Annotated in this window: 27 protein-coding genes; 2 read left to right on the forward strand and 25 right to left on the reverse strand. The window is 70.5% G+C overall.

Annotation, left to right across the window (positions count from 1 at the left end; genetic code table 11):
• A partial coding sequence (locus tag HY703_00855) for an endonuclease MutS2 (protein MBI4543727.1) occupies nt 1–1,098 on the reverse strand: 1,098 nt, incomplete at its 3' end.
• A gap of 129 nt (nt 1,099–1,227) precedes the next feature.
• Nucleotides 1,228–1,653 (reverse strand): histidine triad nucleotide-binding protein, encoded by a 426-nt coding sequence (locus HY703_00860; protein ID MBI4543728.1) that lies wholly within the window; start codon nt 1,651–1,653, stop codon nt 1,228–1,230.
• 101 nt (nt 1,654–1,754) lie between these two features.
• Here HY703_00860 and HY703_00865 point away from each other — a divergent pair, with 101 nt between their 5' ends.
• Nucleotides 1,755–2,264, forward strand: a complete 510-nt coding sequence (locus HY703_00865) for a hypothetical protein (GenBank protein ID MBI4543729.1) — start codon at nt 1,755–1,757, stop codon at nt 2,262–2,264.
• Between the two features lie 214 nt (nt 2,265–2,478).
• Here HY703_00865 and dnaJ read toward each other — a convergent pair whose 3' ends face one another.
• The 9 genes from dnaJ to HY703_00910 all read right to left on the reverse strand — a co-directional run bounded on the left by dnaJ (nt 2,479) and on the right by HY703_00910 (nt 11,862).
• Nucleotides 2,479–3,639 carry a molecular chaperone DnaJ gene (gene dnaJ / locus HY703_00870; protein ID MBI4543730.1) on the reverse strand — a complete coding sequence of 387 codons (1,161 nt, stop codon included), beginning with the start codon at nt 3,637–3,639 and terminating at the stop codon, nt 2,479–2,481.
• A 9-nt stretch (nt 3,640–3,648) separates the two neighbouring features.
• Nucleotides 3,649–4,806 (reverse strand): heat-inducible transcription repressor HrcA, encoded by a 1,158-nt coding sequence (gene hrcA / locus HY703_00875; GenBank protein MBI4543731.1) that lies wholly within the window; start codon nt 4,804–4,806, stop codon nt 3,649–3,651.
• On the reverse strand, nt 4,803–5,999 hold the full coding sequence (gene hemW / locus HY703_00880) for a radical SAM family heme chaperone HemW (GenBank protein MBI4543732.1): 1,197 nt from the start codon (nt 5,997–5,999) through the stop codon (nt 4,803–4,805). The genes hrcA and hemW overlap by 4 nt, the downstream gene beginning before the upstream one ends.
• Nucleotides 6,000–6,180: 181 nt before the next feature.
• Complete coding sequence (gene dprA, locus HY703_00885; GenBank protein ID MBI4543733.1) at nt 6,181–7,230, reverse strand: DNA-protecting protein DprA; 1,050 nt, start codon at nt 7,228–7,230, stop codon at nt 6,181–6,183.
• Nucleotides 7,231–7,268: 38 nt separating this feature from the next.
• The gene (gene obgE / locus HY703_00890; protein MBI4543734.1) at nt 7,269–8,300 is read right to left on the reverse strand and encodes a GTPase ObgE; all 1,032 of its coding nucleotides are present in this window, start codon (nt 8,298–8,300) and stop codon (nt 7,269–7,271) included.
• A 26-nt stretch (nt 8,301–8,326) separates the two neighbouring features.
• Nucleotides 8,327–9,394: an asparaginase gene (locus HY703_00895; GenBank protein ID MBI4543735.1), complete on the reverse strand. Its 1,068-nt coding sequence runs from the start codon at nt 9,392–9,394 to the stop codon at nt 8,327–8,329.
• Nucleotides 9,331–10,332 (reverse strand): DMT family transporter, encoded by a 1,002-nt coding sequence (locus tag HY703_00900; GenBank protein ID MBI4543736.1) that lies wholly within the window; start codon nt 10,330–10,332, stop codon nt 9,331–9,333. The genes HY703_00895 and HY703_00900 overlap by 64 nt, the downstream gene beginning before the upstream one ends.
• Before the next feature lie 104 nt (nt 10,333–10,436).
• Nucleotides 10,437–11,114, reverse strand: a complete 678-nt coding sequence (locus tag HY703_00905) for a TIGR04282 family arsenosugar biosynthesis glycosyltransferase (GenBank protein MBI4543737.1) — start codon at nt 11,112–11,114, stop codon at nt 10,437–10,439.
• Nucleotides 11,104–11,862 carry a glycosyltransferase family 2 protein gene (locus tag HY703_00910; GenBank protein MBI4543738.1) on the reverse strand — a complete coding sequence of 253 codons (759 nt, stop codon included), beginning with the start codon at nt 11,860–11,862 and terminating at the stop codon, nt 11,104–11,106. The genes HY703_00905 and HY703_00910 overlap by 11 nt, the downstream gene beginning before the upstream one ends.
• Between HY703_00910 and HY703_00915 the strand changes: the two genes are divergently transcribed.
• A complete protein-coding gene (locus HY703_00915) occupies nt 11,812–13,158 on the forward strand; it encodes a hypothetical protein (protein MBI4543739.1) in 1,347 nt (448 codons plus the stop codon). The genes HY703_00910 and HY703_00915 overlap by 51 nt on opposite strands.
• Here the strand turns inward: HY703_00915 and HY703_00920 are convergent.
• Genes HY703_00920 through HY703_00985 form a run of 14 tightly spaced genes read right to left on the reverse strand, consistent with a single transcriptional unit; the run spans nt 13,106 to nt 26,119 of the window.
• Nucleotides 13,106–13,936: a sulfite exporter TauE/SafE family protein gene (locus tag HY703_00920; GenBank protein MBI4543740.1), complete on the reverse strand. Its 831-nt coding sequence runs from the start codon at nt 13,934–13,936 to the stop codon at nt 13,106–13,108. The two genes, HY703_00915 and HY703_00920, sit on opposite strands and share 53 nt — an antisense overlap.
• A gap of 28 nt (nt 13,937–13,964) precedes the next feature.
• Nucleotides 13,965–15,614, reverse strand: coding sequence for a S41 family peptidase (locus HY703_00925; protein MBI4543741.1), 1,650 nt, complete (start codon nt 15,612–15,614; stop codon nt 13,965–13,967).
• Between the two features lie 52 nt (nt 15,615–15,666).
• On the reverse strand, nt 15,667–16,287 hold the full coding sequence (gene tmk, locus HY703_00930) for a dTMP kinase (protein ID MBI4543742.1): 621 nt from the start codon (nt 16,285–16,287) through the stop codon (nt 15,667–15,669).
• Nucleotides 16,288–16,330: 43 nt separating this feature from the next.
• Nucleotides 16,331–17,644 (reverse strand): inositol-3-phosphate synthase, encoded by a 1,314-nt coding sequence (locus HY703_00935; GenBank protein ID MBI4543743.1) that lies wholly within the window; start codon nt 17,642–17,644, stop codon nt 16,331–16,333.
• The gene (locus HY703_00940; GenBank protein MBI4543744.1) at nt 17,631–18,308 is read right to left on the reverse strand and encodes a CDP-alcohol phosphatidyltransferase family protein; all 678 of its coding nucleotides are present in this window, start codon (nt 18,306–18,308) and stop codon (nt 17,631–17,633) included. The genes HY703_00935 and HY703_00940 overlap by 14 nt, the downstream gene beginning before the upstream one ends.
• Nucleotides 18,309–18,315: 7 nt before the next feature.
• Nucleotides 18,316–18,678 carry a YlbF family regulator gene (locus HY703_00945; protein ID MBI4543745.1) on the reverse strand — a complete coding sequence of 121 codons (363 nt, stop codon included), beginning with the start codon at nt 18,676–18,678 and terminating at the stop codon, nt 18,316–18,318.
• Nucleotides 18,671–19,675: a peptide chain release factor N(5)-glutamine methyltransferase gene (gene prmC, locus HY703_00950; protein ID MBI4543746.1), complete on the reverse strand. Its 1,005-nt coding sequence runs from the start codon at nt 19,673–19,675 to the stop codon at nt 18,671–18,673. Before prmC ends, HY703_00945 begins: the two co-directional genes overlap by 8 nt.
• Nucleotides 19,672–20,748 carry a peptide chain release factor 1 gene (prfA, locus tag HY703_00955; GenBank protein MBI4543747.1) on the reverse strand — a complete coding sequence of 359 codons (1,077 nt, stop codon included), beginning with the start codon at nt 20,746–20,748 and terminating at the stop codon, nt 19,672–19,674. The genes prmC and prfA overlap by 4 nt, the downstream gene beginning before the upstream one ends.
• 48 nt (nt 20,749–20,796) lie before the next feature.
• Nucleotides 20,797–21,015 carry a 50S ribosomal protein L31 gene (gene rpmE / locus HY703_00960; GenBank protein ID MBI4543748.1) on the reverse strand — a complete coding sequence of 73 codons (219 nt, stop codon included), beginning with the start codon at nt 21,013–21,015 and terminating at the stop codon, nt 20,797–20,799.
• Nucleotides 21,016–21,073: 58 nt separating this feature from the next.
• Entirely contained in the window at nt 21,074–22,642 is a 1,569-nt protein-coding gene (lnt, locus tag HY703_00965) for an apolipoprotein N-acyltransferase (GenBank protein MBI4543749.1), read from the reverse strand.
• Nucleotides 22,639–23,652, reverse strand: coding sequence for a Gfo/Idh/MocA family oxidoreductase (locus HY703_00970; protein ID MBI4543750.1), 1,014 nt, complete (start codon nt 23,650–23,652; stop codon nt 22,639–22,641). The genes lnt and HY703_00970 overlap by 4 nt, the downstream gene beginning before the upstream one ends.
• Nucleotides 23,649–24,395, reverse strand: a complete 747-nt coding sequence (locus tag HY703_00975) for a hypothetical protein (GenBank protein ID MBI4543751.1) — start codon at nt 24,393–24,395, stop codon at nt 23,649–23,651. The genes HY703_00970 and HY703_00975 overlap by 4 nt, the downstream gene beginning before the upstream one ends.
• A 51-nt stretch (nt 24,396–24,446) precedes the next feature.
• Nucleotides 24,447–25,694, reverse strand: a complete 1,248-nt coding sequence (locus tag HY703_00980) for a SpoIID/LytB domain-containing protein (protein ID MBI4543752.1) — start codon at nt 25,692–25,694, stop codon at nt 24,447–24,449.
• Entirely contained in the window at nt 25,691–26,119 is a 429-nt protein-coding gene (locus HY703_00985; GenBank protein MBI4543753.1) for a hypothetical protein, read from the reverse strand. Before HY703_00985 ends, HY703_00980 begins: the two co-directional genes overlap by 4 nt.
• Nucleotides 26,120–26,146: the final 27 nt, after the last annotated feature.

Consider the following 26,146-nt stretch of genomic DNA (forward strand, 5'->3'; position numbering starts at 1 on the left):
GCCGACGGGCGGAATGACCCCCGACTGTGCTAGCAGATTGGTCAGCCCGATGGCCTTGAGCAGTACCGTCTTGCCGCCCGTGTTGGGTCCCGAGACGAGCAGGGTGCGCTCGCCCGGCTCGAGTGTCAGGTCGAAGGGCACCACGGGCTCGGGGCCGGCCAGCAGCAGCGGGTGATATCCCTGGACGACGCGGTACTCAGGCGAGCCTGCGGGCAGCAGCTCCGGGCGCCGGCCGTTGTACTCGAGGGCATAGCGCGCACGGGCGTAAAGCGAATCCAGCAGGACGAGCGCGGCAAGCGTGGCCTCGAGGGCTCCGTGGTGGGGGCGGAGCAACGCCGTCAGCTCACGCAGGATGCGCTGCACCTCCCGCGCTTCCGCCAGCTCGAGCTCCCGCAGCTTGTTCATGAGCTCGAGGGCGACGGGGGGCTCGATGAACAGCGTGTTCCCCGTGGCCGACTCGTCGTGCACGATGCCGCCCATGTCCGCCCGCCCCTCGCGCCGCACCGGGATGACGTAGCGCCCCTCGCGGATGCTGACCGAAGCGTCCGCCACGCGGATCCGCTCCGGCAGCCCGGCCATGAACTGCTCGAGCCGCTCGACAATGCGCAGGCGCGCGCTGCGCAGCTCCGCCCGCAGCCGAGCCAGTTGCGGCGACGCCCCGTCCCGCACCCCGCCGCTCTCGTCCACCGCGCGGCTGATCGACCGCTCCTCGGCCTCAAGCTTGATCAACTTCTCGGCTATCTCGGAGAGGAGGGGGTAGTCCGCCGAGCGGGGCAGCAGCGCGCGCCGCGCCGCCCGCGCCGAGCCGAGCAGCAGCGCGCAGTCGCGCAGGGCCGGGCCGTCCAGGACCGAGCCGTCGAGGGCCAGTTGCCGCAACGCCCCGCGCAGGTCGGGCACGGGCGGCACCACCCATTCGGCGTCCTGGAGCAGGAACGCCACCATCTGGTCCACGCGCTTGAGCTCCGGCTCCACCCAGGCCAGCGCGTCCGCGGGCTCGAGCCGCCGCACGGCCTCGGCGCCCAGCGGCCCGGACGCGTGCCGTGCGACCAGCTCGAGCGCGTCCGCCAGTTCGAGGACAACCAGTGCGTGCCGATTCATGACTTCGCCCCCACCACGACCTTACCCCCAGCACCCCCGTCCGGAGCCCCACTCAGCCCAGCCCGATCTCCCGGTCGAATCCGCAAATACGGCCGCATTCGGCGTGGCCGTACTTACGAACTCGACCTCTTAGCCCGGCGGCCAGCCCAGATGCCGGCCGCCCAGTACATGCAGATGCAGGTGGTCCACCGACTGACCCGCCTCCGCTCCCACGTTCATCACCAGCCGGTACCCCGACGCCGCAATACCGCGCTCCTTCACGATGGCCTGCGCCGCCAGGAACAACTTGCCCACCAGCTCCGCGTCCCCAGCCTCCAGCTCGTTCACCGACGCGATGTGCCGCCGCGGCACCACCAGCACGTGCGTCGGCGCGCGCGGCCGGATGTCCTCGAACGCCACCGTGTCCACATCCTCCCGCACCAGCTTCGCGGACAGCTCCCCCGCCGCGATCCGGCAGAACAGGCAGTTCGTCTGCGCCACCGCTCCCTCCCTGGCTGATGGAGTGCCGACTCGTCCCCTGCCACCATGGCCTCGCCCCGAAACACGCGCCACCATGACCCCGTACGGCGCCCAGCGCCGCGACCGCCGCCGGAAGCGCGGCGCTCCGCCCGCGCCGCAGGCGCCGCCCGAATCCTGTTCGACGACCAGGCCGAGCCATGGCGGACCAACCCGACGCCCACACGGCAGCACTGCGGCGAGCCGCACCTCGCACCTTGCCGCCGCTCTCCCGTTTGCACCGCTTGCTGGCCGAGCGCAGTGTGCCGGATGGGCAGGACGAGGCCGAACCGCGGGACGGGCCGTGCCGCCGGCCGAACCGCCTGGGCCTGCTCGAGTCGCAGCTCTCGCCGTGGCTGCCCGCGGGCTGGACGTCGGAGGTGGGGCGCGAGTACCTGCTGGCTCTATACGGCCTGGGTCTCGGCCCCGCGCAAGGCGTCCCGCCTGGCGCTGTGGGGGCCGGCCGCGCGCCGCTCTCGTCGGGCGTCGCGCAGGCGATCGAGCAGCTCGAGGACACGCTTGCGGATCTCTGGACCATCGCGCGCGAGCATCCGGATCTGCAGGCGGACCTGGTGGAAGCGCTCGGCCAGGCGCAGGAGCTCCGCATGGCTGCGGCGTCAGCAGACGCAGCGGCGGCGGCGCTGCCGCGACCTCACGGGCCGCGCCGCTGAGCGGCTGCGGCACCATGGTGGGCCGGCCGGCTCTCTACGCCATCGCTCCGCCGCGGCCTTCCGCTCCGCGGGCTCTCTCCGGCCCGGAAAAGCCCGCTCACCTGCACGGCGCTCCCGCCTAACGCGACGAGCCCCTCGGCCAGGTCATCCACCAACCCGTCCGAGGGGGCTCGCACGCTGATCCGCAGCCAGCGTTCCGGACCCATGTCGACCACTAGGCGCTGAACGCTCCCCGCATCTTGCTCCAGAAGCCACGCTCCTCGCCCCGCCCCAGCGTTTCAGGCGGCGGGCTCTCGACCTTGGCCAGCTCGCGCAGCTTCTTCTCCTGCTCGGGCGTCAGCTCGGTCGGCGTCCAGACGGCGGCGCGCACGATCTGATCGCCGCGCCCCGAGCCGTGCAACTGCGGCAGTCCGCGTCCGCGCAAGCGGAACAGCCGACCGGACTGGGTGCCGGCCGGAACTTTGAGCCGGGCCTGGCCGCCGGTCACCGTGGGCACTTCCACCTCCGCGCCGAGGGCCGCCTGGGTGAAGGTAATGGGCAGCTCGTAGACAATGTCGGCGCCATCGCGCAGGAAGCGCGGGTCCTCCGCCACTTCGAGAACCACCACGATGTCGCCCGGCGGGCCGCCCCGCGTGCCGGCGGCGCCCTTGCCCCGCAGGGTTATGTAGTCGCCGGAAGAAACGCCGGGCGGGACCTCCACCTCGACCGTGCGCTGCGCCGGCTCGAGACCCCGGCCCTCGCACGCCGGGCACAGCTTTTCAATACGCTGGCCCTCGCCTCCACAGGCGGGGCAAGGCGTCACGGTCACCAGTTGCCCGATGAACGAGCGCTGGACCCGCCGCACTTCCCCTGTGCCGCCGCAGGTGCTGCACTTTACCGGCCGCGTTCCCGGCGCCGAGCCGGCTCCGCCGCACGCGGCACAGGTGTCCAGCACCTGGACGCGCAGTGTCTTGCGCGCTCCCGATGCCACCTCCTCGAGCGTCAGTGGCAGGCGGACGCGAATGTCCTGTCCCCGCGCCGAACGCGCGCCGCCCCGCCGCGGTGTTCGGCCGCCGAAGAAGTCGCCCAGGCCCAAGCCGCCAAAGTCCCGCATGAAGATCTCGAGCGCTTCGGCAAAATCGAACCCGCCGAACCCGGCGCCAGCCGCGCCGGCACCCTTGAGCCCGGCGTGGCCGTAGCGGTCGTACAGACTGCGCTTCTCCGGGTCGCGCAAGACTTCGTACGCCTCCGTCGCCTCCTTGAACTTCTCCTCCGCCTCCTTCGAGCCGGAATTCCGGTCCGGGTGGTGGCGCAAGGCGAGGCTGCGGTACGCCTTCTTGATGGCATCCGTGTCCGCGTCCCGCGCGACGCCCAGGATCTCGTAGTAATCGCGCATTCGTTTTCCTTAAGAGGTCCCGTCGCCGGCCATGCCGGAGGGCCCGGCCACCTGGGCCCGCGCGTCCACACCCGCAACCGCGCCCGCGCCCGTGCCCGCCGCGCTGGCCGCAGCCGACCCGCCGAGCAGTTCCGAGATCAGAGCACTCGTGGTATCCACAATGGCTACGATCTTCTCGTACGGCATGCGGGTCGGCCCGATGACGCCGATCACGCCTGAGAGATCGCCGATCTCGTACTGTGAGGTCACCAGCGTGAAAGAGCTCAGCCGTGGGTGCCCGTGCTCCGCGCCGATGGTGATCTTGAGCGGTGCCTCCTTCTCGCGAGCCCCCAGAACGTTGGCCAGAAAATCCGGCTGCTCGGTCAGCTCGATCAGGCTCTTGAGCCCGCTGCCGCTCGAAAACTCCGGCTGCTTCGCCAGCACGCTGGTGCGCCCCAGGTGCACGCGATCCCGGCCCAGGCCGCCCCAATCGAGCAGCTCGTCACCAGACTGCAGGAATATGTTCAGCAGGTCCTTGTCCGGCGTGTCGTCCGGCGCTGCATCCCGCAGCCGGTCCGGCAGCGTCTGCCGGATCTGCTCGAGCGTCTGCCCTGCCAGCCGCTCGTTCAGCACCATGGTCAGTGAAGTTAGTGCCTGCGGCGGCACCGAGGCAGGCACATCCACATAGACCGTACGCACCAAGCCGTTGCGCAGGGTGAGGACCAGCAGCACCTTCTGGCTCGAGATCGAGACCAGCTCGAGCTTCTCGAGCACGGCCTGGTCCAGCCGCGGCGCAACCGCCACGCCCAACTCACCAGTGAGCAGCCCCAGTACCTGGGCGGCGCGGTGGATGAGCAGAGCCAGCGTGCCTGCCCGCTCCACCTCGACCAGCTCGCGGTGCAGCCGCCGCCGCTGCGCTGGCGAGAGCTTCACCGGCCTCATGAGCGTATCCACGTAATAGCGGTACGCCCGATCGGTCGGGATCCGACCCGCCGACGTGTGCGGATGATATAGGTACCCCTTCTCCTCCAGGTCCGCCATGGTGTTGCGCACGGTCGCCGGCGAAACGCCCAGCCGGAACTTCTTCACTACCGTGCGGCTTCCTGCCGGCTCCGCGCTCTCGACATACGCCCGGATCACCGCCTGCAGGATCCGCGCTTCCCGTTCCGTCAGCAGATCAAGCATCATACGCGCTGGTGCCTGGAATCCCCCGATCCGACCAACGATGTAGCGGGCAGCTCGGCGTCGTCAAGCGACGCGGCCTCCAGCTCGACGGCCAGCCGGTCCAGGAGCAGCCACCCTTGAGCGTTCAGGCGCACGCGCCCTCCTCCGAGCTCCGCCCAGCCGCCGCGCACCCATTGTGCTGTAAGCTCCTGCTGCGCCGCATCGCAATCGTCTAGGCGCACCCCCTCAGCCGTCCGGAGCTGGAGCCAGCTCCGCTCGATCCGCGCCGCACTACCCACCACGCGCTCGCTGCCGCCGACCGGGAGCGCGCCCGCCTGCACCGCGGCGGCGTAGGCGTTCCAATCGCGCACGTTCCATTGCCGTACCGGCGGCAGATACGAGTGCGCGCTTGCGCCCAGCCCCAGGTATGGCGCGCCCTCCCAGTACGCCCGGTTGTGGCCTGACTGCCGCCCGGGCCGCGCAAAGTTCGAGACCTCGTAGTGCTCGAAACCCGCCGCCGTCAGCCGCTCGGCGGCCAGCAAGTACTCCTCGGCGTAGCGCTCGTCTCCCGGCATCTGCTCCCGGCGCTCGGCCACGCGGCGGCCCAGCGGCGTGCCCGCCTCCGCCGTGAGCCCGTAAAGCGAAACGTGCTCGGGGTCCAGCTCGAGCGCCAGCTCCAGATCCTCGGCCCAACTCCGCCCCAGCCGTGGCGGAAGCCCGAAGATCAGGTCGATGTTGACACTCCGGATCCCGGCCGCTCGAGCCGCAGCCATCGCCCGCGCCGGCCCCGCCGCCCCGTGCAGCCGCCCCATCCAGCGCAGCGCCGGCTCGTGAAAGCTCTGCACGCCCAGGCTCAGCCGGTTCACGCCCGCGGCCTGCCAGTCGCGCGCCAGGGCCTCGGCGAAGCTTTCCGGGTTCGCCTCGCCGGTCCACTCGAGCCGCTCGTCCTCCCAGCACACGTATCTCTCGAGGCGACGCCGCAGCTCGGGCATGGCGCCCGGCCCCAACAGCGAGGGGGTGCCGCCGCCCAGGTAGATCGTGTCCAGCTCGAGCGGCGCGGCCCACCGGGGCCGCGCCATCCACAGCGACAGCTCCGCCTCCACCGCGTCCAGCCAGGCCGCAACGGGCGGGCGCCGACGCACCTCGAAGGCAAAGTCGCAATAGCCGCAGCGTCGCGCGCAGAAGGGGACGTGGATATAGAGATGTCGCGGCTTCACAAGCGTACTACACCCACCACCGCCCGCCGGTTGCTCCGCACCGCCGCTGCCGTACCCGTCACGCAAACGACCACGGAGGCCAGAGCCAGACGGAAGGTGCGGGGCTTGACTAAGTGGTCGGATCGGCGGCCGAATGCGGCCGTATTTGCGGATTCGACCACTAAGGGCACCTGCAGAGGTGTTACGCCCGCGGCTGGGCGCGCGCGTAGCGCATCCCGGGATGCTGCCGGGCCAGGCCCGCCAGCTCGAGCTCGAGCAGTCCGGCCAGCGTGCCCGGTGCACTCAGGCCGGACGCCGCCGCCACCTCATCCACGTGCCGCGCCTCCTCGGCCAGTGCGCGCCACACGCGCAGACCGTCTGGGGAGACGGCAACTGGTGGCGCAGCCGCCACCCCGGACGGCGGCGGCTCCGCCGGCACAGGCAGCCCCAGCTCCTCCAGGATGTCGGCCGCGCAGGTCACCAGCCTGGCGCCGTCCCGTATCAGAGCGTTGGTGCCGGCGCTGGTGTCGCGGCCGATCGGCCCCGGCACCGCGAACACCTCGCGCCCGATATCCAGCGCGTGCCCGGCCGTAATGAGGGATCCACTCTTCGTCGAGGCCTCGACTACGACAACGCCGCGCGCCAGCGCCGCGATCAACCGGTTCCGCCGCGGGAAGTGGTGAGGAAGCGCCGGCTCCCCCGGCTCGAACTCGCTGAGCAGCAGTCCCTGCGCCGCGATCCGCTCGTACAACCTCGTGTTCTGCACGGGGTAGGCGACATCGATCCCGTTGCCCAGTACGCCGATGGTGCCCCCCGCCAGTGCCGCCTCGTGGGCCAGCGCATCAATGCCCCGCGCCATGCCGCTGACCACGACCACGCCGGCGCGGGCCAGGTCGGCCGCCAGCAGCCGCGTCGCCTCGGCGCCGTAAGCGGTGTGGCGGCGGGCGCCCACGACGGCGACGGCGGGCCGCTCGAGCAGTTCCAGGCGCCCGCGCGCGTAGAGCAGGTAGGGCGGATCGTGCAGGTGGCGCAGCAACGCCGGGTAGCGCGCATCCGATTCCAGCAGCATCGCCACCTCCAGGCGCTCCAGCGACTCGAGCGCGCGGGCCACTCTGCCCGACACCTTGCGCGAGCCACGCAGTGCTGCCGCTTCCACGCCCAGCTCCGCGGCCGGCGCACTAAGCGCCGCCCCCGCCGACCCGTATCGCCGCAGCAACTCGCGCAGTCGCGCGTCGCCCAGGCCAGGCAGCATGCGCAACTCGAGCAAGCTTGCCAGCTCATTCCTCGGGATCAGGGGCGCCACCCTTCGGCCTCCCGCGCCGCCAGGCGCGTCTCGACGGCTGCCGCCTCGCGCACGTGCATCCACAACCCCTCGAGCAGCTCGGGCAGCCCCCGCCCGGTCACGGCCGAGATGGGGTACTGCGCGGCGGCCCGTGGCGCGTCCAGCGGCTGCCAATCCTTGGCGGGCGGCAGCAGGTCCAGCTTGGTGAAGACGACGACGTGCGGCTTGCCACTGAGCTCCGGCGAATAGGAGAGCACCTCGCGCCGCAGCAGCCGGTACTCGTCCGCGGGATCAGGGCTGTCGACGGGAATCAGGAACGCCAGCGTGCGGGTTCGCTCGATGTGGCGCAGGAAGCGCAGTCCCAGCCCCCGCCCCGCGTGCGCGCCTTCAATGATCCCCGGGATGTCCGCAACCACGAAGCTGCGGTGCCCCGTCAGCCTTACCACGCCCAGGTTAGGCATCAAGGTGGTGAAGGGGTAGTCCGCGATCTTGGGGGTCGCAGCCGTGATCGCCGCGAGCAGCGTCGACTTCCCGGCGTTCGGCTGGCCGACCAGTCCCACGTCGGCGATCAGCTTCAGTTCCAGGGCGACGCGTCGCTCCTCCCCCTCTCCGCCCGGCTCCCAGTAGCGCGGCGCACGCCGCGTCGGCGTAGCGAACGCGGCATTCCCGCGGCCGCCCCGCCCTCCGCGCACCACAACCAGATCTGCTCCATCCTCGAGCAGCTCGCCCAGCCGCTCCCCCGTGTCCGCGTCCGTGACCACCGTGCCCGGTGGCACACGCAGGATCAGATCGGCGCCGTCCCGACCTTTCCGATTCTTCCCCTGCCCGTGCTGGCCGCGCTCCGCGCGGTAATGCTGCTGATAACGGTAGTCCAGCAGCGTGGTGAGCTGGGCGTCCGCCTGCAGGATCACGTCGCCGCCCTTGCCACCATCGCCGCCCGAAGGGCCGCCGCGCGGCACACCCTTCTCCCGCCGGAACGCCTCGGCGCCCGAGCCCCCCGTGCCGGCGTACACCCGGATCACCGCATAATCGATAAACATGCCTGCCCCGCCCGATCCCAGCAGCGTCAGCCCGGCGCCGCTCTCCGTGCCTGGCGCTCCGCCACCGCACGCACCACGCCTACCACTTCGCCGCGCGTGTTGCCGACCTCCGGCTGGGCGTAGCGCGCCAGTGCCGCCTGCTCCGCCCCGGACAGGAAGCCGAGCGCCACGAGCACCCCCAGCAGCGCGGGCTCCGCGGCCCGTCTGGCGCCGTCCTCTACCTTGAGCGCGATGCCCAGCCCCGCGGACGGCACGCCAGCACAGTACACACCCTCGGCGCCTACCTTCGCGAACACGCGGCCACGCGTAGCGCGCGCCAGGTCCGTGCACAGCCGGCCCGTCCCCGCCACGTACTCGGGGTGCGCCCGCATAGCTCCCACCACCCGCGCCGCCGGCCCACCCTCACCTGCGCCGCTCGCCGCGGCCAGCCGCGCAAACGCCCGCGCCAACGCATGGAGCGGGAAGGCAAAGGTCACCACGCCACAGCCATCCACTGCAGTGGCTACACCGGCTGCGGGCACCGCCGCCCAATCCGTAACTTCCGCCAGCATGCGCTGCTGCACCGGGTGCTCCGCCGCCTGGTACCCCTCGAGCGGCCAGCCGTGGAAGCGCGCCAGAGCCAGCATGCCCGCGTGCTTCCCCGAACAGTTGTTGTGGATCCGCCCGGGCGAAACGCCCGAAACCCGCAACGCCTCCGCCGACGCCTCGTGAAGCGGGGCGTGCGGCCCACACGCCAGCGCAGCTTCCGTTACGCCGCTCTTCGCCAGAATCGACTGCGCCGCCGCCACCTGCCACGGCTCGCCCCCGTGGGACGCGCAACACAACGCCAGCTCCGCATCAATCAGCCCGTACGCGTCCACGACGCCGTCCGCAACCAGCGGCAGGGCCTGCAATGGCTTGACCGCGGAGCGAGCGTAGGTGACGAACCCCGGGTCGCCCGCGGCCTCGACCAGCTTTCCGTCCGGATCGACCACCGCGGCGCTCACCCGGTGCCGCGACTCGACCAGCGCCCCGCGCCACACCTCGACGATCAGCCGCAATCCGGTGACTCCCCTGCTGTCTTCAACAAGTCTTTTCCTGTGCGGCGTGTCCATGGCCAGACCGGCCAGCCGCTTCTCCCACCCGTACCCGTACCCGCACCCGTACCCGCACCCGTGCCCCCGCCCGCGGCCGTGCCTGTGCCCGATTGCGTGTCGCTGCGTCTGCCCGACCCACCTCTCCATCCCACAGCGATCCCACCCAACACCAGCACTCCGCCCACCAGTGTTTGCAGGGATGGCGTCTCTCTTATCCCGGGCAGCGCCCAGGCGATGATCGTCGCGCCTACGGGCTCGCCGAGCAGGGCCAGGTTAGCCACGTAGGCTGGCAAGTATCGCAAGGCGTAATTGACTCCCGTGTGGCCGAGCATCATCGGCCCTGCCGCGAGGGCGAGGAAGATGAGCCAGTCGCGGCCGGGGTAGCCGGTGAGGTTGGCGGCCGGGTGCGCCGCCGCGGTGGCGGCCAGCGCGGCCGCCGCGAGTCCGTAGACGATGGCTGTGTATTCCCAGATCCCGAGGCGTGGCCGGAGCCGGCGCCCGACGACGTAGTAGCCGGAGACCAGGATGGCGCCGGTCACGGCCAGCAGGTCCCCCAGGAGTGGGGAGCGTCCCTGGCTGAAGTCGCCCCAGCCGATGACCAGCGCGCCCGCAACCGCTGCCAGGATCCCGGCCCATTGTCGCCGCGCCGGCCGCTCCTTCAGCAGCAGCGCCGAAAGAGCGGCCACGAAGATGGGTTGGGTCGAGACGAGTACCACCGAGCTGGCCACGCTGGTGCGCTCGAGCGAGGCGATCCAGCTCCAGAAGTGGCCGGCCAGGAGCAGGCCCGCAGCCGCGGCGAGAGCCCATTCGCGGGCCTGGAGCCGGGGCGCAGGCGCAGCGCGCCGGCGCAGGAGCAGCACGAGTGCGATGAATGCTACGGAAAAGAGGAGCCGCCAGGCGGCGACGGCGAGGGCGGGGGCGGTGCTGAAGCGGATGAGTGGGCCGGCCCAGCTCATGGCCAGCACAGCGATAAGCAGGACGAACCCGGGCGATGCAACCGGTCCGGCGGGGGCGGCGTGGGCGGCGGACGGTGCCGCGGACGTGGTCTGGACCGGTGCCATCACCGGCCGAGATAGAGCTGCGCCGCGGGACTCGCCAACCAGCGCCCGAGGTGCGAGTCGGCGGGAACGTCGTCCAGCGCCTGCTGCAGGTCCTCCAGGCGGTCGATATCGTACCAGCCGGGGAGCAGCCGCAGCTCGAGACCGCATTCCGCCGAGCGCTCGAGTGTCGTGCGGAACACCTCATCGCTGGACCACGGAATGCCGCGGAACAGCCGCTCCGCACGCGGCCAGCTTGCGCCCCGGACGCCGACCAGGTAGTAGCCGCCGTCGCGGGTAGGCCCCAGCACGGCGTCCACCTCGTGCAGGTCGTCGAACGCCGCGCCCAGCACGCCTTCCGGCAAGGTGGGCGAGTCACTGCCAATGATGACGGTCCGCTCGCCCTGGTCATCGAAGCAGCGCTGGAAGGCGTCGCGCAGCTTCTCTCCCAGGTCCCCGGTAGCCTGCACCCCCTGGGGGAGGTGCGCGAACTCCGCCTGGAAGTAGGCCTCGGCGCCCGCGCCGTCCTCGTACCACAGCTCGACGCGTGCACGCTCTCGGGCGGAGCGTGCCACGACATCACGCAGGCACGCCTCGTACACACTGGCTGCCTCGTCGGGCGGGAGTGGCGGCGTGAGCCGCGTCTTGACCCGTCCGGCCGCCGGGAGCTTGGCGAAAATGAGCAGTCGGTCAGGCAACATGACGTGCCACGGTCCAGAGGATCTTCATGCCAGCGCGCAGACTGCCCAGCAGCGTCCCGCTGATCTTCGAGCGCCCTATGCGGCGCCGGTAGTGCACGGGCACCTCGAGCGTAGCCACCGCCTGTCCTGCCGCCCTGAGCTGCATCTCGACTGTCCAACCGTAATCCCGGTCGCGCATCCCGAGGCGCTGCAGCGTTCCGTAGCGGATCGCGCGGAACGGCCCCAGGTCGGTGAAGCGCTGGCCGGTCAGCAGCCGGATCAGCCAGACGGCCAGCGTGTTGCCGGCGCGCGCGTGAGCCGGCAGGGCGCCCGGTTCCCGCTCGCCCAGCACGCGGCTGCCAATTACCAGCTCTGCCTGCCGCCCCAGGATCGGCGCCAGCAAAGCCAGCAGCTCGCGGGGATCATCGCTCGCGTCCGCGTCCAGGAACACGACGACGTCGCCTTCCGCAGGCCTGTCCAGCGCCGCGATGCCTGCCAGGCATGCCGCGCCGTAGCCCCGGCGATCCTCGCGCACTACTCGTGCCCCAGCGGCTCGGGCCACGGCGGCGGTGCCGTCGCGGCAGCCGTTGTCCACCACGATCACCTCATCCACGAGCTGCTGTGGGATGGCGGCCAACACGTGGGGCAGGGCTTCCTCCTCATCGAGCGCAGGGATCACCACGTGCACTCGCGCGCCCGTGTTGGGTAGATGGGACGCATGCCTGATTCCTCGCGCCCCCGCTATGCCAATCTCGGTGTGATCCGCCATCCCCACCTGCTCCTGGCCGCCGCGTTGACCATCGAGCTGGCCGCCTTCCTGACGCTGGCCCAGCTCGGCGATCTGGCGTGGCGCGTCCCGGCGTTCCTGGCCCTGTCCGCGCTGGCCGCTATCGGCTACGCGGCAGGCCTGGCCGCGCTGCGCCGGCGGCCCGTACGGCTGGCCGTCATCTTGCTGGCCGGCCTGGTGTTGCGCGCGCCGCTCCTGCCCACGACGCCCTCGCTCTCCGACGACGTGTGGCGCTACCTGCACGACGGGCGCATGCAGCTCGCGGGCGTGAATCCGTATCGCTATGCACCCGCCGACCCCGCAACAGTGCCGTTCCGAGGGCCGGAGCATGCGCACATCAACCACCCCACCCTGCCCACTATCTACCCCCCGGCGGCGCAGCTCGCTTTCCTCGCCGCCGCTGCGCTGGGCGCCAGTGTTCCCGGCTGGAAGCTGCTCCTGCTCCTGGCGGAGCTGGCACTCGCCCTCGCGCTCGCCGCCCTGCTCCGCGCCCGGGGACTACCCGTCCGCAGGGTGGCCCTTTACGCGTGGCACCCGCTGCCCGTCATTGAAGTGGCGGGGAGTGCGCACCTCGAGCCGCTCGCGCTCGCGCCCCTCTTCTTCGCCCTGGCACTCGCCGCCGCCGCGCGGCACAGCCGCGCAGCCGCACTGCTGGGCCTGGCCGCCGCGGCCAGGTACTTCGCCGCGCCCATCGCTCCCTTCCTGGACCGCCGCCACCCGCTGCGCGCCGCGAGCCTCGCCGCCGCCGCCCTGGCCGCGCTCTACCTGCCCTACCTGCCCGGCGCCGGCCGCGCCGTGCTGGGCAGCCTCGGCACTTACGCTCGCACATGGGAATTTAATCCGGCCGGGCACCTGGCGCTTGCCGCACTGCTCGGCTCCGCCGCCGCCGCGCGCGCCCTGGCCGGGATCCTGCTCGCCCTGCTGCTGGTCTGGCTCTGGCGGCGCGGCACACGCGCAGAGGACGCCGGCTTCTCCATGATCCTCGCACTGCTCCTCGTCTCGCCCGTCGTCCACCCCTGGTACTTGCTCTGGCTGCTGCCATTCCTCCCCCTGCGCGAGGTCCGCCGCGACGGGACCACGCTCGCCGCTTGGGCCTGGACGCTTACCGTGCTGCTCAGCTACACCGTGTTGGGGGAGTACCGGCGCAGTGGCGTCTGGGAGGTGCCGGGCTGGGCGGCCCTGTTCGAGTACACTCCCGTTCTCGGCCTGCTCGGCTGGAGCGCCGTCAGAGCAGTGCGGCGAGGTTCTCCACGATCAGCTCGAGCCCCAGCAGGGTGAAGAGCAGGGCGAAGGCTGCGCGCAGCGCCCGTGGCTGCAGCCGCCGGTTCAGCGCCGTGCCCCAGCGCACGGCGGGCAGCGAGCCTACGAGCATGAGAAGCGCCACCAGCGGGTCTACGTAGCCCAGGTTCTCGGGCGGCAGTTCTGGCACGTTCCATCCCTGGACTATGTAGCCCAGCGCGCCGGCCGCGGCGGCAAAGGCCACAATGGCGAGGGAGGTGGCCGTAACGCGGGGAAGCTCGAGGCGAACTACATACACGAGCAACGGTATCGCGATCAACCCGCCGCCCACGCCGAGCAGGGCGGAGAGCAGGCCCACCAGCACGCCCGCGAGCACGGTGAGTCCCGGGCGAACCGCGGCCGGCGCCAGGGCGCCATGCTGCCGGTGCAGCAAGTCCGCTGCCAACCCGAGCAACAGTGCGCCGAATGCGGCCTTGAGGGCCGACGCCGGCAGGAGTAGCGCCAGGCGAGTCCCCAGCACGGCTGCTGCCGCCGAGGCGGCGGCCATGGGCAGAGCGATGCGCCAGGCTACCAGTCTGTGGCGGTGGTAGGCCACGGTCCCCCAAATCGCGGTGGGAACGATGATGAAGAGGCTGGTGGCGTGAGCCACCGGCACCTGCAGGGCCGGCAAGAGTTCGGCGCCACCCCGCTCGACGTGGCCGTAAAAGAAATAGAGGAGGGGCACCATCAGCACCCCTCCTCCGATTCCTACCAGACCGGCCAGGACCCCGACCGCAAGGCCACCGCCCACCAGGGCCAGCACCAGTTCTGCGGCCATAGGCAGCGGGGCGGCCGGCCGGATCCCGCTACTGCCGGCGCGCTGTCGCTTGAGCCCGCGCCGCTTCCTTCCCCACCTGCTCCGCCAGGTACGCGGCCGAAGCCGCGAAGAGCGAGCGCGGATCCGAGGCCTGGCGCAGCAGCTCCTGCGCCAGCCGGATCTGCGGATCCTCCCCCAGCACTCGCTTGCGCGCCGACTGCTCGCCCCACTTGCCGTAACTGATCTCGAAACCCAGCTCCCGGCTGACGAGCCGGCCGGCGCCGTCGTACAACCGGCGCTCGATCTGGATCCCGTGCTCACCCAGCGCGCGGTAGAAGCCGTCGAGCATCTCGGGCACCACGACAAACCCCGGCTTCAGCTCCGAATGCTGTTTGCCATACCGGATCGCATACGTGTAGAGCGCGTCCCGGAACTTCGACCCGTGCTGCTGCATGGCCCGGGCGAACTCCCGCTCTTCCGGCGAGATCGCCGTATCCCGCGGCAGAATCACATCCGGCGTGATGCCGCCGCCACCCAACACCTTCCGCCCCGAATCCGTGTGGTAGACCTGCGCGCTGTCCCTCGAGGCCGAACCGGCGCGCAGGTCCGCGCTCGCAGGCTCACCATCAATGCCGTAGGGCTTGTGGATGGACCGACCGGACGGCGTGTACCAGCGCGCGGTCGTCAACTTCAGGAAATGACCGCCCGGAAGCTTGTATAGCGTTTGCACGGAGCCCTTGCCGAAGCTCGTCTCCCCGATCAGCAGCGCCCGATCATGATCCTGCAGGGCTCCCGCCACGATCTCGGATGCCGAGGCGCTGCCCGGCCCGACCAGCACCACGACGGGCAGCCCCGGGAACTCGTCATCCTGCATGGCCGGGAACTTCTGGTTCGAGCTCGGCGTCCGGCCGCGCATCTCCGTGACGAGCTGGCCGCGGGAGAGGAACACGTCGGAAACCGAAACCCCCTGATCCAGCAGCCCACCCGGGTTCCCCCGCAGGTCCAGGATCAGGCCGCGCATCCCCTGCGTCCGCAGCCGGGCGATGGTTTCGCGCAACTCGTCCGTCGAGCTCTCACTGAACGCCCGCAGCTCGACGTAGGCTACGCCCCCACCCATCACGTAGGCGACGGGCACCGAGGAAACGTGAATTTCGTCCCGCACGATCCGGAACGGGATCAGCTGCTCCACCCCCACACGCAGGATCCGCAGGTCCACCGGCGCGCCCTTCGGCCCGCGCAGCTTGGTCACCGCTTCGGTTTCGTTCCACCCCCGCGTCGTGACTCCATCCACCTCCACAATCCGATCGCCGGGCAAGAGCCCCGCCCGCTCCGCCGGCGTGCTGGGCAGCGGCGCGATCACCGTGACCCAGCCGTCCCGCAGCGCGATCTGGATTCCCAGCCCTCCATACTCGCCCCGCGTCGTCACTTCGAGCTGGCTGTACTCCTCCGGCGTCATGAACACGGAGTGCGGGTCGCCCAGCTCGTTCAGCAGCCCGTCGATCGCCATGCGGTACAGATCGCTCGGCTGCTTCTCCTCGACAAAGCGGTCCGAGACGTGGTGCAGCACCTCCTCGAACAGCCGCGCCTGCAAATAGACGTTCCGCTCCCGGCTCACCCCCTGCTGCAGGAACCACCCGCCCGTGGCCAATGCCAGCAAGGCCACCACCGTCGGCACCAGGATTGAACGCTTGATCTTCATCCGTCCTCCGAGACTCTATCAGCCGGGCGAGCCGGCAAGACGCGCTTCCTTGCTAACCCTCTGCGGACGCGAAAGTTTCCGGAAACCGCGCACCCAGCCGCCGCACGATATCGCGGTGCACTTCCTCGGCCGCGCGCGTCCCATCCAGCCGCTCGATGCTCGAATCCTGTGCCGCAAGCAAGCGGTATGCCTCCGCCACTCGGGCATGGAATCCTGCGCCCGCCTGTTCGATTCGGTCCGCCCGCCGGCCCTCCTGCACCCGGCGGCGCTCACTTACCTGGGGCGGCACCTCGAGCAGCAGCACCAGGTCGGGGCGCAGGCCGCGCGTCGCGAACGCATTCAGCCTGCGGACTTCCTCGACAGGCAGCCCGCGGCCGTACCCCTGATACGCTAAACTGGAAAGCTCGAAGCGGTCCGCCACAACCACGCTCCCCGCGACCAGCGCGGGGGCAATCACCTGCTCGGTCAACGCCGAGCGCGCCGCCAGGAGCAGCAGCAGCTCCGGGCGGGGCGGAACCTGCGCTCCCTCGAGCAGCACCCGCCGGATCTGCTCTCCCAGCGGCGTACCGCCAGGCTCCCGCGTGACGACGTGCGGGATGTCTCGGCCCCCCAGCCATTCGGCGAGCAGCACGGCCTGCGTGCTCTTGCCCGAGCCCTCCACCCCCTCCAGCACAAGGAAAAGCCCTCGCACCGGACTCTGACTTCGCTCGACCTGTTTACTCGTAATACTCCAGCCCCAGGTGCGTGATCTGCTCCTCCCCCATGAGGTGCCGCAGCGTGTTCTTCAGCTTCATCTGCTGGATGAACAGGTCATGCTCCGGGTACAGTTCGGCCGCGGTCATGGGACTCTTGAAGTAGAAGGACAGCCACTCCTGGATCCCGGACATCCCCGACCGCTGCGCCAGGTCGAGGAACAGGGTGAGGTCCAGCACGATGGGCGCGGCCAGGATCGAGTCACGGCACAGGAAGTCGACTTTGATCTGCATCGGGTAGCCCAGCCACCCGAAAATGTCGAGGTTGTCCCACCCCTCCTTGTTGTCGCCGCGCGGAGGGTAATAGTTGATGCGCACCTTGTGGTAGATCTCGCCGTACAGCTCGGGGTAGAGCTCCGGCTGCAGGATGTACTCGAGCACGCCCAGCTTCGACTCCTCTTTGGTCTTGAACGAGCCCGGGTCATCCAGCACCAGCCCGTCCCGGTTCCCCAGAATGTTCGTGCTGAACCACCCCCGCAGCCCCAGCATCCGCGCCTTGAGCCCCGGCGCGATCATGGTCTTCATCAGGGTCTGGCCCGTCTTGAAGTCCTTCCCCGCAATGGGCACGCCTCGCTGCCGCGCGAGTTGCTGCAGTGCCGGGATGTCCACCGTGAGGTTGGGCGCGCCGTTGGCGAAGGGCACTCCCTCCATGATCGCCGCCCAGGCGTAGAGCATGGAGGGCGCAATGTCGGCGTCGCTCCGCTCCATCCCTTCCTCGAACGCCTCGACGGTCTCGTGCACGCGCGTCGGACGCAGGTACGTCTCGGTGGAGGCGCACCACACCACGACCATCCGCCGGCAGCCGTGCTCCTCGCGGAAGTGGCGGATGTCCGCCCGGAGCTGCTCGGCCAGCTCCCGCTTGTTCCGCCCCCGCTTGACGTTCTCGCCCTCCAGGCGCCGCACGTAGCTGCTGTCGAAGACGGCGGGCAGCGGCCGAATCTGGCGCAGGAAGTCGGCGAGTGGCTCGAGATGGCGGTCCTCCAGCACCCCGGCCTTCCTGGCGCTGACGTACGCATCGTCCGGGATCGGGTCCCAGGCCCCGAATACCAGCGCGTCGAGCCCGGCCAGCGGCACGAAGTCCTTGATCTTGGGCTGCCGCGCTTCCGTGCGCCGGCCCAACCGGATATGCCCCAGCTGCGTTGCCGAGCCGATCGGCTGGGCCGCGCCCCGGCGCACCGCCTCGACCCCCGCCACGAAGGTGGTCGCCACCGCGCCCAGCCCCGGCAGCAGCACGCCCAGCCGGCCCTCCGCGGGCGCAATCTTTCTAGATGGACTCACGCTGCTCCCTGTCCGTTGGGGTCCCTGCCGCCGCCGGCTCGTCCAGCGGGATGCCGCGCGCCGCGCGGTACACCCAGACAATCCGCTGGAAGGCCGTGATGTTGGTCAGGACAGCCAGAAGGAAGATCACGGCTTTCAGTACCAGGCCGTCCCACGCCTCGCCGAGGAAGAGCGATGCGGCGCCAATCAGCACCACGCGCTCGGCGCGGGGCATGAGCCCGACCCGGCAGTCGAGGCCCAGTGCCTCGGCCCGGGCCCGAGTATAGCTGATCATCAGGGACCCCGCCATGGCCAGGAACACCAGGTAGATCATGGCCACGTCGCCCAGCCGGAAATGCGCGTCGTTGTACAGGGAAAGCAGACCCAGATAGACGACGATCTCGCTGATCCGGTCCAGCGTCGAGTCATAGAACGCGCCGAACTTGCTGCCCAACCGCGTCAGCCGCGCCACCCGCCCGTCCAGGATGTCGAACAGACCACCCAGCAGGATCAGGAACCCGGCCGTGCGCACGTGGTGCTGGTGGAAGGCCGCCCCGGAGCTCACGGTGGCAGCGAACCCGATAGTCGTCAGGAGGTTGGGGTGCGTCCCGTGCCCGACGAGCCACTCCGTCAGCGGACTCAGCATCCGGTAAGCGCCGCCGCGCAGTGATTCCAGACTCCACATGAGGGCTCTAGGAGGGGAGGATGATCCTGGACTGGGCCCCCGCTTCCATGCCGCGGGTGATCTGATCGTTCACTCGGGCCAGGACCTTCTCGAAATTGCTTTGCGCTGCGACCAGCGCCTGGTATGCCGGGTGGGCCTGCAGTTCCGTGAAGGTGCGCTCGTACTCGTCCCGCGTGGTCGCCCCCGGCTCGGCACCTGACTCGGCCGAACGAAGCAGCTCTGCTTCCAGCTCCGCGAGACGGTTCGCCAGCTTCACCAGATCCCGATCGTTGCCCAGCCGCTCGCGCGCGCGCTGCAGCGCCTGGTACTCAGCCGTCTGGCCCAGCAAGCGGCCCAGCTCCTGCGCCTTCTCCAGCGCGCCTTCAAGCATGGTGGCTCTTTTCGCCCCCCTTGGCAAGAGGCGACGCCGCGCCCGCCGGCTCCCGCTCGCCCATGACTATCCGCTCCCTGCCCGCCAGGTCGCGCACGACGCGCGCACTGCCAAACGCCTCCGTCTCGCCAACGCGCCGTTTCACCCCCGCCGCTTGTCCCAGTCCCACCTCGAGGGCCAGCAAGCCGCCGGGCCGCAGGTGCGCCGCCGCCCCCCCAACAATGGCCTCGAGCACGGCCATCCCGCCCTCCGCCGCGAAAAGTGCCGCGACCGGCTCCCACTCCCGTACTTCCGGCGCCAGCGTCTCCCGCTCCGACTCCGCCACGTAGGGCGGATTCGAGACCACGGCGTCGAACGCCTCCCCCTCTGCCACGGCCTGCCATAAAGAGCCACGCCGCAGCTCGAGGCGCTCGAGCAGCCCATGCCGCGCTGCATTCTCCTCCGCCACGGCAAGCGCGGCGTCAGAGCTGTCCGTCGCAACCACCCGCGCGAACGGCCCCTCACGCAGCAAGCTCAATGCGATGGCGCCCGACCCCGTCCCCAGCTCCAGCCCCACCAACCCCTCTCCGCCGCCACCGCCCGACGGGGGGACGGCGGGACGGGGCCCCACCACCCCGGTCTCCCGCTCGGGACGGGGGTGCGCGGCGCGGCGCCGTGCCCAGGCCAGCACCTCCCCCACCAGCACCTCGGTCTCGGGGCGCGGGATCAGCACCCGCGGGTCGACGCGCAGAACCAGCTCGCGAAAGTACGCCTCGCCCGTGATGTACTGCAGCGGCTCGCGCTGCAGCCGCCGGCGCAGTGCCGCACGGTAGCCTGAGACTTCGTCGGCTGTCAGGGGGCGGTCGTGCTGCAGGTAGAGGTCCAGCCGGCTGATCCCCAGGACGTGGGCAAGAAGCAGCTCGGCATCGAGTCGCGGCGTCTCGAGGCCCGCGCGCCCGAGGCGGTCGGCAGCCCGGCGGCTCAGCGCCAGCGCCGTATAGGCGGTGCCGCGGCTCACGCTACCGCCGACGACTCGAGATGCTCCTCTTCGCGCGCCAGTTTCAGCGCCGTGACCAGCTCATCCAGGTCACCATCCAGGATCTCCGGCAGCCGGTACAGTGTCAGCCCGATCCGGTGATCCGTGACCCGGGCCTGCGGGAAGTTGTAGGTCCGGATCTTCGCCGAACGGTCGCCCGTCCCCACCTGCAGCCTCCGCTCCCGCGACCGCTCCGCCTCCTGCTGCGCCAGCTTCTGGTCCAGCAGTCTGCTACGAAGCACTTTGAGCGCCTTGACCTTGTTCTTGTGCTGCGACTTCTCGTCCTGGCAGGTGACCACCAGCCCCGTGGGCAGGTGCGTGACGCGCACGGCCGAATCGGTCGTGTTGACCGACTGGCCGCCCGGGCCCGACGAGCGGAACACGTCCACCCGCAGCTCCTCCTCACGGATCACAAGGTCAACTTCCTCCGCCTCCGGCAGCACCGCCACGGTAGCCGCCGAGGTGTGGATCCGGCCCTGCGCTTCCGTCACCGGTACCCGCTGCACCCGATGCACGCCCGACTCGTGGCGCAGATCGCCGTAGCTGTTCTTCCCCCGCACCAGGAAGATCACCTCCTTGTAGGCGCCACGCTCGCCTTCCGACACCTGGACGAGCTCGATCGCCCAGCCGCGCCTCGCGGCGTAGCGGCTGTACATGCGGAACAGGTCAGCCGCAAAGAGGCCCGCTTCGTCCCCACCCGTGCCCGCCCGGATCTCGACCACCGCTGCGCGATCCGCCAGCGGATCCTTCGGCAGCAGAAGGCGTCTGAAGTCCTCGGCCAGCTTCTCCTCCCGCGCAGTCAGCTCCTTGACCTCCGCCCGCGCCAGCTCCACCAGCTCGGCGTCTTCCGCCGTACGCGCCACCTCGCGCGCACCCTCGAGCTGCGCCGACAGCCGGGCCAGCCGCCCGGCGGCCTCCGCCGCAGGCGTCAGCTCCGCATGCTCCCGTGCCACACGACGCAGCTTCTCCGGGTCCGCCAAAACCGCCGGATCCGCAAGCCGCGCCGTCAGCGCGTCATAGCGGCGCAGAACGTCCTGGATGCGCTCCTCAAACATCTTCCAGCCTATCACGAGAAGAGCCGGGAACGGCCCCGGCTCTCGCGCTCACTCCTTGCCCGCCGCGGGCTGCTCGCCCCATTTCTGGCGGAACCGCTCCACTCGCCCCGCCGTGTCCACCAGCTTCTGGCGGCCCGTGAAAAAGGGGTGACATACGGAGCAGATCTCGATGTGAATGTCCTTGAGCGTGCTCCGCGTCTGGAACTTGCTGCCGCACGCACAGTGCACCGTCGCGAGCTGATAATCCGGGTGGATTCCTGGCTTCATCCGCTCAACCTCACTGCTAAAAGGAAAGCCCTCGAGAGGGCTCCTGAACCACGAAAATTTAGCGGAATCTGCCACGCCGGGCAAGCAGCAGCAGGGCCAGCGCCGCCGCCGTCGCCGCGGTAGCCAGCCAGTCGCCCCAGCGCGAGTACAGGGTGCGCGCGTCCGTGGTGTACACGGTCGCGACACGCACCGCGGGCTGGAACAGGGCCGTCCGCTCGTAGGTCCGGCCCAGCGGGTCCACGAACAGGGAGATCCCCGTGTTGGCCGCCCGCGCAATGCCGACCCGCTCCTCGATGGCCCGTAGCGGCAGGTGGGCCGGATGCTGCCAGAGCGCCGTGGTCCGGGCGTACCACGACTGGCGGCCGTACCACGCGTCGTTGGTGATGTTGACCAGGTAGTCTGCGCCGTCGCGGCGGTAGCGGCGCGAGAGCCCGCCGAAAATGGATTCGTAGCAGATGAGCACGCCGAAGCGCCGGCCCTCCGGGCCGAACGCGGGAGCGGCCCGCCCGCGCCCCAGCCCGCCGAAGTAGCGCAGGTCACCCGTGATCGCCTCCAGCCAGGCGGGATCAATGAACGGCACCCTCTCGACGAAGGGGACCAGGTACTGCTTGTGATACGTCGTCTCGCCGAACCCCTCCGTTGTGGCCAGCACGGCCGAGTTGAAAAACATGGGTCTCCCGCCGCCGCCCGCCCTCTCCTCCAGGCCGTAGGCGCCGACCAGGATCGCCGCCCCCACCGCGCCGCTCAGATCCCGGATCAAGAGCTGCAGCACCTCCTCCGTGGGGTGCTGCACGACGGCGGGCAGCGAAACCTCGGGCCAGACCACCAGATCTACGGCGCCGGCCGGGATACGCGAGGTCAGCCGCATGAGCGCCGTCATGGAGGAGTCGACGGCGCGTACCCGGTCCAGCTTCAGGTCTTCCGGGATGTTCGGCTGCACGACGGCGACGCGCGCAGCAGGCCGGAGCTCGAGGGAGCGCGCGCGCACGAAGCCGTAGATGACCGGCGCGGCCACGACCAGGGCCATGGCCATGGCTGCTCGCCGCACCGGCCGGCGTCCCCGCAGCTCCAGGACCAGCGCTGCTGCGAGCCCGTTGCACAGCGCCAGCCAGAAGGTGAGGCCGCGCGCGCCGACCAGGTCGGCGGCCCCCGCGACGCGCGGGAATGCGCTGAGTGCCGTGCCCAGCCCCAGCCAGGGGAAGGCCAGGTCGCCCAGGTGACCTTGCGTCCATTCCAGCGCCGTCCACAGCAGCGCCGCGGCCAGCGCCGCAGGTACGCGCACACGCTCCCAAAGGTAGTGCACGCCCGCGGCAAACGCGCCCGTGAAGCCGGCGAGTATGAGGACCGTGAGCAGGTAAGCGGGTATGGCCAGTGCCGAGTAGTAGATCAGCGCCACGACCATCCAGTAGAGCAGGATGCTGAAGTAGAGCAGCCCTGCCAGGTAGCCTGCGCGCGCCGCGCTCCAGCGGCCGGCCGGTCCGGCTGGCCGCTCCGCGATAAAGAGGAGCAGCGGGACCAGCCCGACAAAGGCAGCAATAAGGAGGTTGAACGGCGGGAAGGCCAGCGGCAGCAGGAGTCCGGTGAGGACGGGCAGCAGCCGCTCGCCGCGCGGCGGCGCGAGCTTCAAGCCTGGATTTCCCTCCCCTCCGCGGCGGCACGATAGGCCAGCGCGATCACGCGCATGAGCTCGACCTGCTCGTAGGGCAGCTCGAGAGCGCGCTCACCGCGCACTACATCCAGGAAATGCCGGAGCTGCTGCCGGTACGAGGCGGTGTACACGTTGCCATTTCCACCCCCCAGTTGCGGCGTCACGTCCAGCAGCCCGTGCTCGATCTCCTTGTGCACGGCCAGGGGCGAAAGGGAGGCGGAGCCGTGCGTTCCCAGGAGCTGCAGGTAGTGGCGGTCCCGTTGCCCGAGCAGGCTCCACGTCACCTCGAGCGAGATCACCGGCCCGCCTTCCGTGCCCAGCAGTACTGCCGCCGAGTCTTCGACCTCGATCCCCTCGCCCGGGTGCATGTGCGCGACCACGCGCGCGATCCGCGGGTAATCCAGCATCCACAAGCACAGGTCCAGGATCTGGACGCCCAGGTCCATGAGCGCGCCGCCCCCCGCCGTCTCCCGCCGGTGCCGCCAGGTGGGGCGCAGCACCCGCACCTTGCGGTTCAGCCACCCCGCCTTGACAAAGAACACCTCGCCCAGCTCGCCACCCCGGGCAAATGGCTTGAGTGCGGCGGCATCCGGCCGGTAGCGGTTGTTCATGGCCACCATCAGCGCCCGGCCGGTACGTTCCGCCGCCTTCACCACCCGCTCGGCACCCGCCGCGTCCAGCGCCAGCGGCTTCTCGACCAGCACGTGCTTGCCCGCCTCGAGCGCCGCAATCGCTTGCGGCTCGTGCAGGTGGCTGGGCGAGCAGATGATGACCGCGTCCACGTCCGCTGCCGTGAAGACCTGCTCGTCCGCGCGGCAGACTTTTTCCACGCCGAATCGCGCCGCTATGGCCTCCGCCTTGGCCTCGTCCGCGTCGCACACCGCTGCCACGCGCACCCCCGGGAGCTGGGCCAGTGTGGGCAGGTGCACGACCTGAGCGATGGCGCCCGTGCCCAACACGCCCACGCGGAACTTCTCGTGCACGATCATGGCTGCTCCCCCCGCGCCTCGCGGGCCGGCAGAGAGCCGCCGCCGCCGGCACGCGCCCGCCGCGCTCGAGCGGCGGCAGCGCCGACCGCGGCCGGCTGCCCGGCCGGCAGCATGAGCGCGCCCCCGATCCTGAGGGCGCCGTACTGGATATCATTCAGCAGTGTGTAGCGCGCCTCCGCGTACAGGCGGAAGCGGTCCAGCGGCTGGTACTCCACGCCCGCCATGGCCGCAACGCCCGCCGTGATCGAGTCCAGCAGGTCCTCGACGAAGGTGTCGTCAATCGCCCGACCCCGGCCGTTCAAAGCGTGGACGCCGGCACCCGCTCCGATGTAGGTGAACACGCCTAGTGCTGTTGTCCAGACAAAGTGGCCGTCCAATGCCAGCGAGAGGTCGCTCCAGTCTACCGAGCCCAGCTCTTCGGCCCTGATGGTCACGTTCCGCTGCTCGAGGGCAGGCAGCCGGTTGAGCTGCTCGGCGAGGCGCACCACCTCTTCTCCCTTGAGCGTCGAGCTCCAGTAGCTGATGGACGGCGCAATCCGAACCCCCGGCCCGAGGTAGCCCAGGTCCAGACGCAGGCTGTAGGCCGGTGTGGTCTCCACCTTGTTGGGCCAGAGGAAGGCGTAGTCGAAACCAAGGCCCCGGAAGGACAGATTCTCGTAGTCGTAGTCTTCCAGCCCCTGGGCGCCGAGCGCCGCGGGCAGCAGCCCTATCAGGCAGAGCGCGGCAAGCCAGCAACGATTCATGGGAGTAACCGGTTCGGGGTTTGTCCGCGGCATCGCATGGTTCTGGAGATTCTACTGATAGAGTCGAACCAGCTTGGCGTCCCGGTAATACGCCGACAGGATCTCGCGGTAGTGCTGACCCGCGCGCGCCCGCCCGATGGCGCCGACCTGGCACATTCCCACGCCGTGCCCCCAGCCGCCGCCCTTCGCTTCCACTACGCTGTCGCCGCCGCTCAGATCACCTTCCAGCGAAAAGAGCGTGCTGTTCAGCAGCCTCGCCGAGTCGGGGCGCAGCAGCCACCGGATCGAGTCCCCGCGGATCACGTACTTCTGCCCTCCCGCTACGATCTCGAGAACCGCCGCCCGCCCGGATTTCGTCCGGCCCGACAGCGTCAGCGACGTGACCGATTTCGCACCGTCCGGCGTCGCACCCGCGTGCGTCACCAGCGTGCGTGCCAGGATCGCGTGCAACTGGGCCGGGCTCCAGCGTACGGACCAGCGGAAGCGGCTGGAAGTGTCGCAATAGTAACGGTCCGTACCGGGCACCGCGTCGGAAACCGACTCCAGGTAGGGCACGGGCGTGCGCGGCCAGACCTCCTCGACTGCCGCCGTCCGGCCGCCGCACGTCGAGTGGTAGAAGGCGAGGATCGGCCGGCCGTCGTGCACCAGCACCTCGCCCCGCGTCTCCCGGACCGCCCGGCTCGCCGCACTGTCCTCGCGCGCCACGCCGCCATACACCTGGTCTTCGACCGTGGCGAAGAAGTCGAAGCCCAGAGCCTCCCGCCGGCCCAGGTGCCCAATAGCGTACGTGCGGGCCGCGACCGTCTGCGCTCTTACCGCCTCGGGCGCACCCGTCGGGATCTCGGCCGGGACCACGCCCAGCAGGTAGTCTTCCAGCTCGACGACGTTGGCCGCGGTGACGCGTCCCGGCCCCACCGCACGTACCAGCACCGCGCCGCGGTACGCCCGCCCGCCGAGCGTGAGCAATGCCCCCTCCCCTGGGCGCATGAGCAGGGGACCCTCGAGCGGCCCGCTCTCCGCTCCGTCCGCGTGCCGCCAGTACAGGCTGCCGTCCGGTCCCGCCCGGAAAGTCAGCCGCTCCCGGGACCCCAGGCGGCGCAGCGTCTCGCCTGCCGCCGAGACCACCTGCCATTCCCCATCGGAGCCTGCTTCGACGCCGGCCGCCTCCACCGCAACCCCCACGCGCACGGTGGGCTCCGCGGCCGGCAGGGCGCCCGGCGCCGGCGCGAGCGCCGGTCCGCGGCACGCTGCCAGCACCGTTACCATAGCGCAGGCGAGGCTCGCGCCGCGCGCCCTCACGCCACCGCTTCCCGGAGCGCTGCCCGCATCTGCTCGATGCTGAACTCGATATCCGCATCGCCGTGCGCCGTCGAGAGAAAGCTCGCCTCGAAGGGGGAGGGTGGCAGGTAGACCCCCCGCTCGAGGCACTTCCAGAAGAAGCGGACGAAGAGCGCCACGTCGGCTGACCGGGCCTGCGCGAAGCTCCGCACCGGTCCATCCGTGAAGTGCAGCCCCCACATCCCTCCGAGGGCGCAGCCCCAGAGCGGGACGCCCAGCTCCTGCGCCTCGGAGACGATGGCCTCCACAATCCTGCGGCCGCGGCGCTCCAGCTCGTCATACGGCTGGCTTTCCCGCAGGAACAGGAGTTGCGCGACGCCCGCCGCCATGGCCAGCGGATTGCCCGAAAGCGTTCCCGCCTGATACACCGGCCCGGAAGGAGCCACCCGCTCCATTAGCTCGCGCCGCCCGCC

Source organism: Gemmatimonadota bacterium, from assembly GCA_016209965.1.
Taxonomy (GTDB): Bacteria; Gemmatimonadota; Gemmatimonadetes; order Longimicrobiales; family RSA9; genus JACQVE01.

Bases quoted from the DNA above. Each gene is read 5' to 3' on its own strand.
- HY703_00860 (MBI4543728.1), bottom strand. From the start codon at position 1,653: ATGGTGGCGCGTGTTTCGGGGCGAGGCCATGGTGGCAGGGGACGAGTC.
- HY703_00865 (MBI4543729.1), top strand. From the start codon at position 1,755: ATGGCGGACCAACCCGACGCCCACACGGCAGCACTGCGGCGAGCCGCA.
- dnaJ (MBI4543730.1), bottom strand. From the start codon at position 3,639: ATGCGCGATTACTACGAGATCCTGGGCGTCGCGCGGGACGCGGACACG.
- hrcA (MBI4543731.1), bottom strand. From the start codon at position 4,806: ATGATGCTTGATCTGCTGACGGAACGGGAAGCGCGGATCCTGCAGGCG.
- dprA (MBI4543733.1), bottom strand. From the start codon at position 7,230: ATGCTGCCTGGCCTGGGCGACGCGCGACTGCGCGAGTTGCTGCGGCGA.
- obgE (MBI4543734.1), bottom strand. From the start codon at position 8,300: ATGTTTATCGATTATGCGGTGATCCGGGTGTACGCCGGCACGGGGGGC.
- HY703_00895 (MBI4543735.1), bottom strand. From the start codon at position 9,394: ATGGACACGCCGCACAGGAAAAGACTTGTTGAAGACAGCAGGGGAGTC.
- HY703_00900 (MBI4543736.1), bottom strand. From the start codon at position 10,332: ATGAGCTGGGCCGGCCCACTCATCCGCTTCAGCACCGCCCCCGCCCTC.
- HY703_00905 (MBI4543737.1), bottom strand. From the start codon at position 11,114: ATGTTGCCTGACCGACTGCTCATTTTCGCCAAGCTCCCGGCGGCCGGA.
- HY703_00915 (MBI4543739.1), top strand. From the start codon at position 11,812: ATGCCTGATTCCTCGCGCCCCCGCTATGCCAATCTCGGTGTGATCCGC.
- HY703_00910 (MBI4543738.1), bottom strand. From the start codon at position 11,862: ATGGCGGATCACACCGAGATTGGCATAGCGGGGGCGCGAGGAATCAGG.
- HY703_00920 (MBI4543740.1), bottom strand. From the start codon at position 13,936: ATGGCCGCAGAACTGGTGCTGGCCCTGGTGGGCGGTGGCCTTGCGGTC.
- HY703_00925 (MBI4543741.1), bottom strand. From the start codon at position 15,614: ATGAAGATCAAGCGTTCAATCCTGGTGCCGACGGTGGTGGCCTTGCTG.
- HY703_00940 (MBI4543744.1), bottom strand. From the start codon at position 18,308: ATGTGGAGTCTGGAATCACTGCGCGGCGGCGCTTACCGGATGCTGAGT.
- HY703_00945 (MBI4543745.1), bottom strand. From the start codon at position 18,678: ATGCTTGAAGGCGCGCTGGAGAAGGCGCAGGAGCTGGGCCGCTTGCTG.
- prfA (MBI4543747.1), bottom strand. From the start codon at position 20,748: ATGTTTGAGGAGCGCATCCAGGACGTTCTGCGCCGCTATGACGCGCTG.
- rpmE (MBI4543748.1), bottom strand. From the start codon at position 21,015: ATGAAGCCAGGAATCCACCCGGATTATCAGCTCGCGACGGTGCACTGT.
- HY703_00970 (MBI4543750.1), bottom strand. From the start codon at position 23,652: ATGATCGTGCACGAGAAGTTCCGCGTGGGCGTGTTGGGCACGGGCGCC.
- HY703_00975 (MBI4543751.1), bottom strand. From the start codon at position 24,395: ATGAATCGTTGCTGGCTTGCCGCGCTCTGCCTGATAGGGCTGCTGCCC.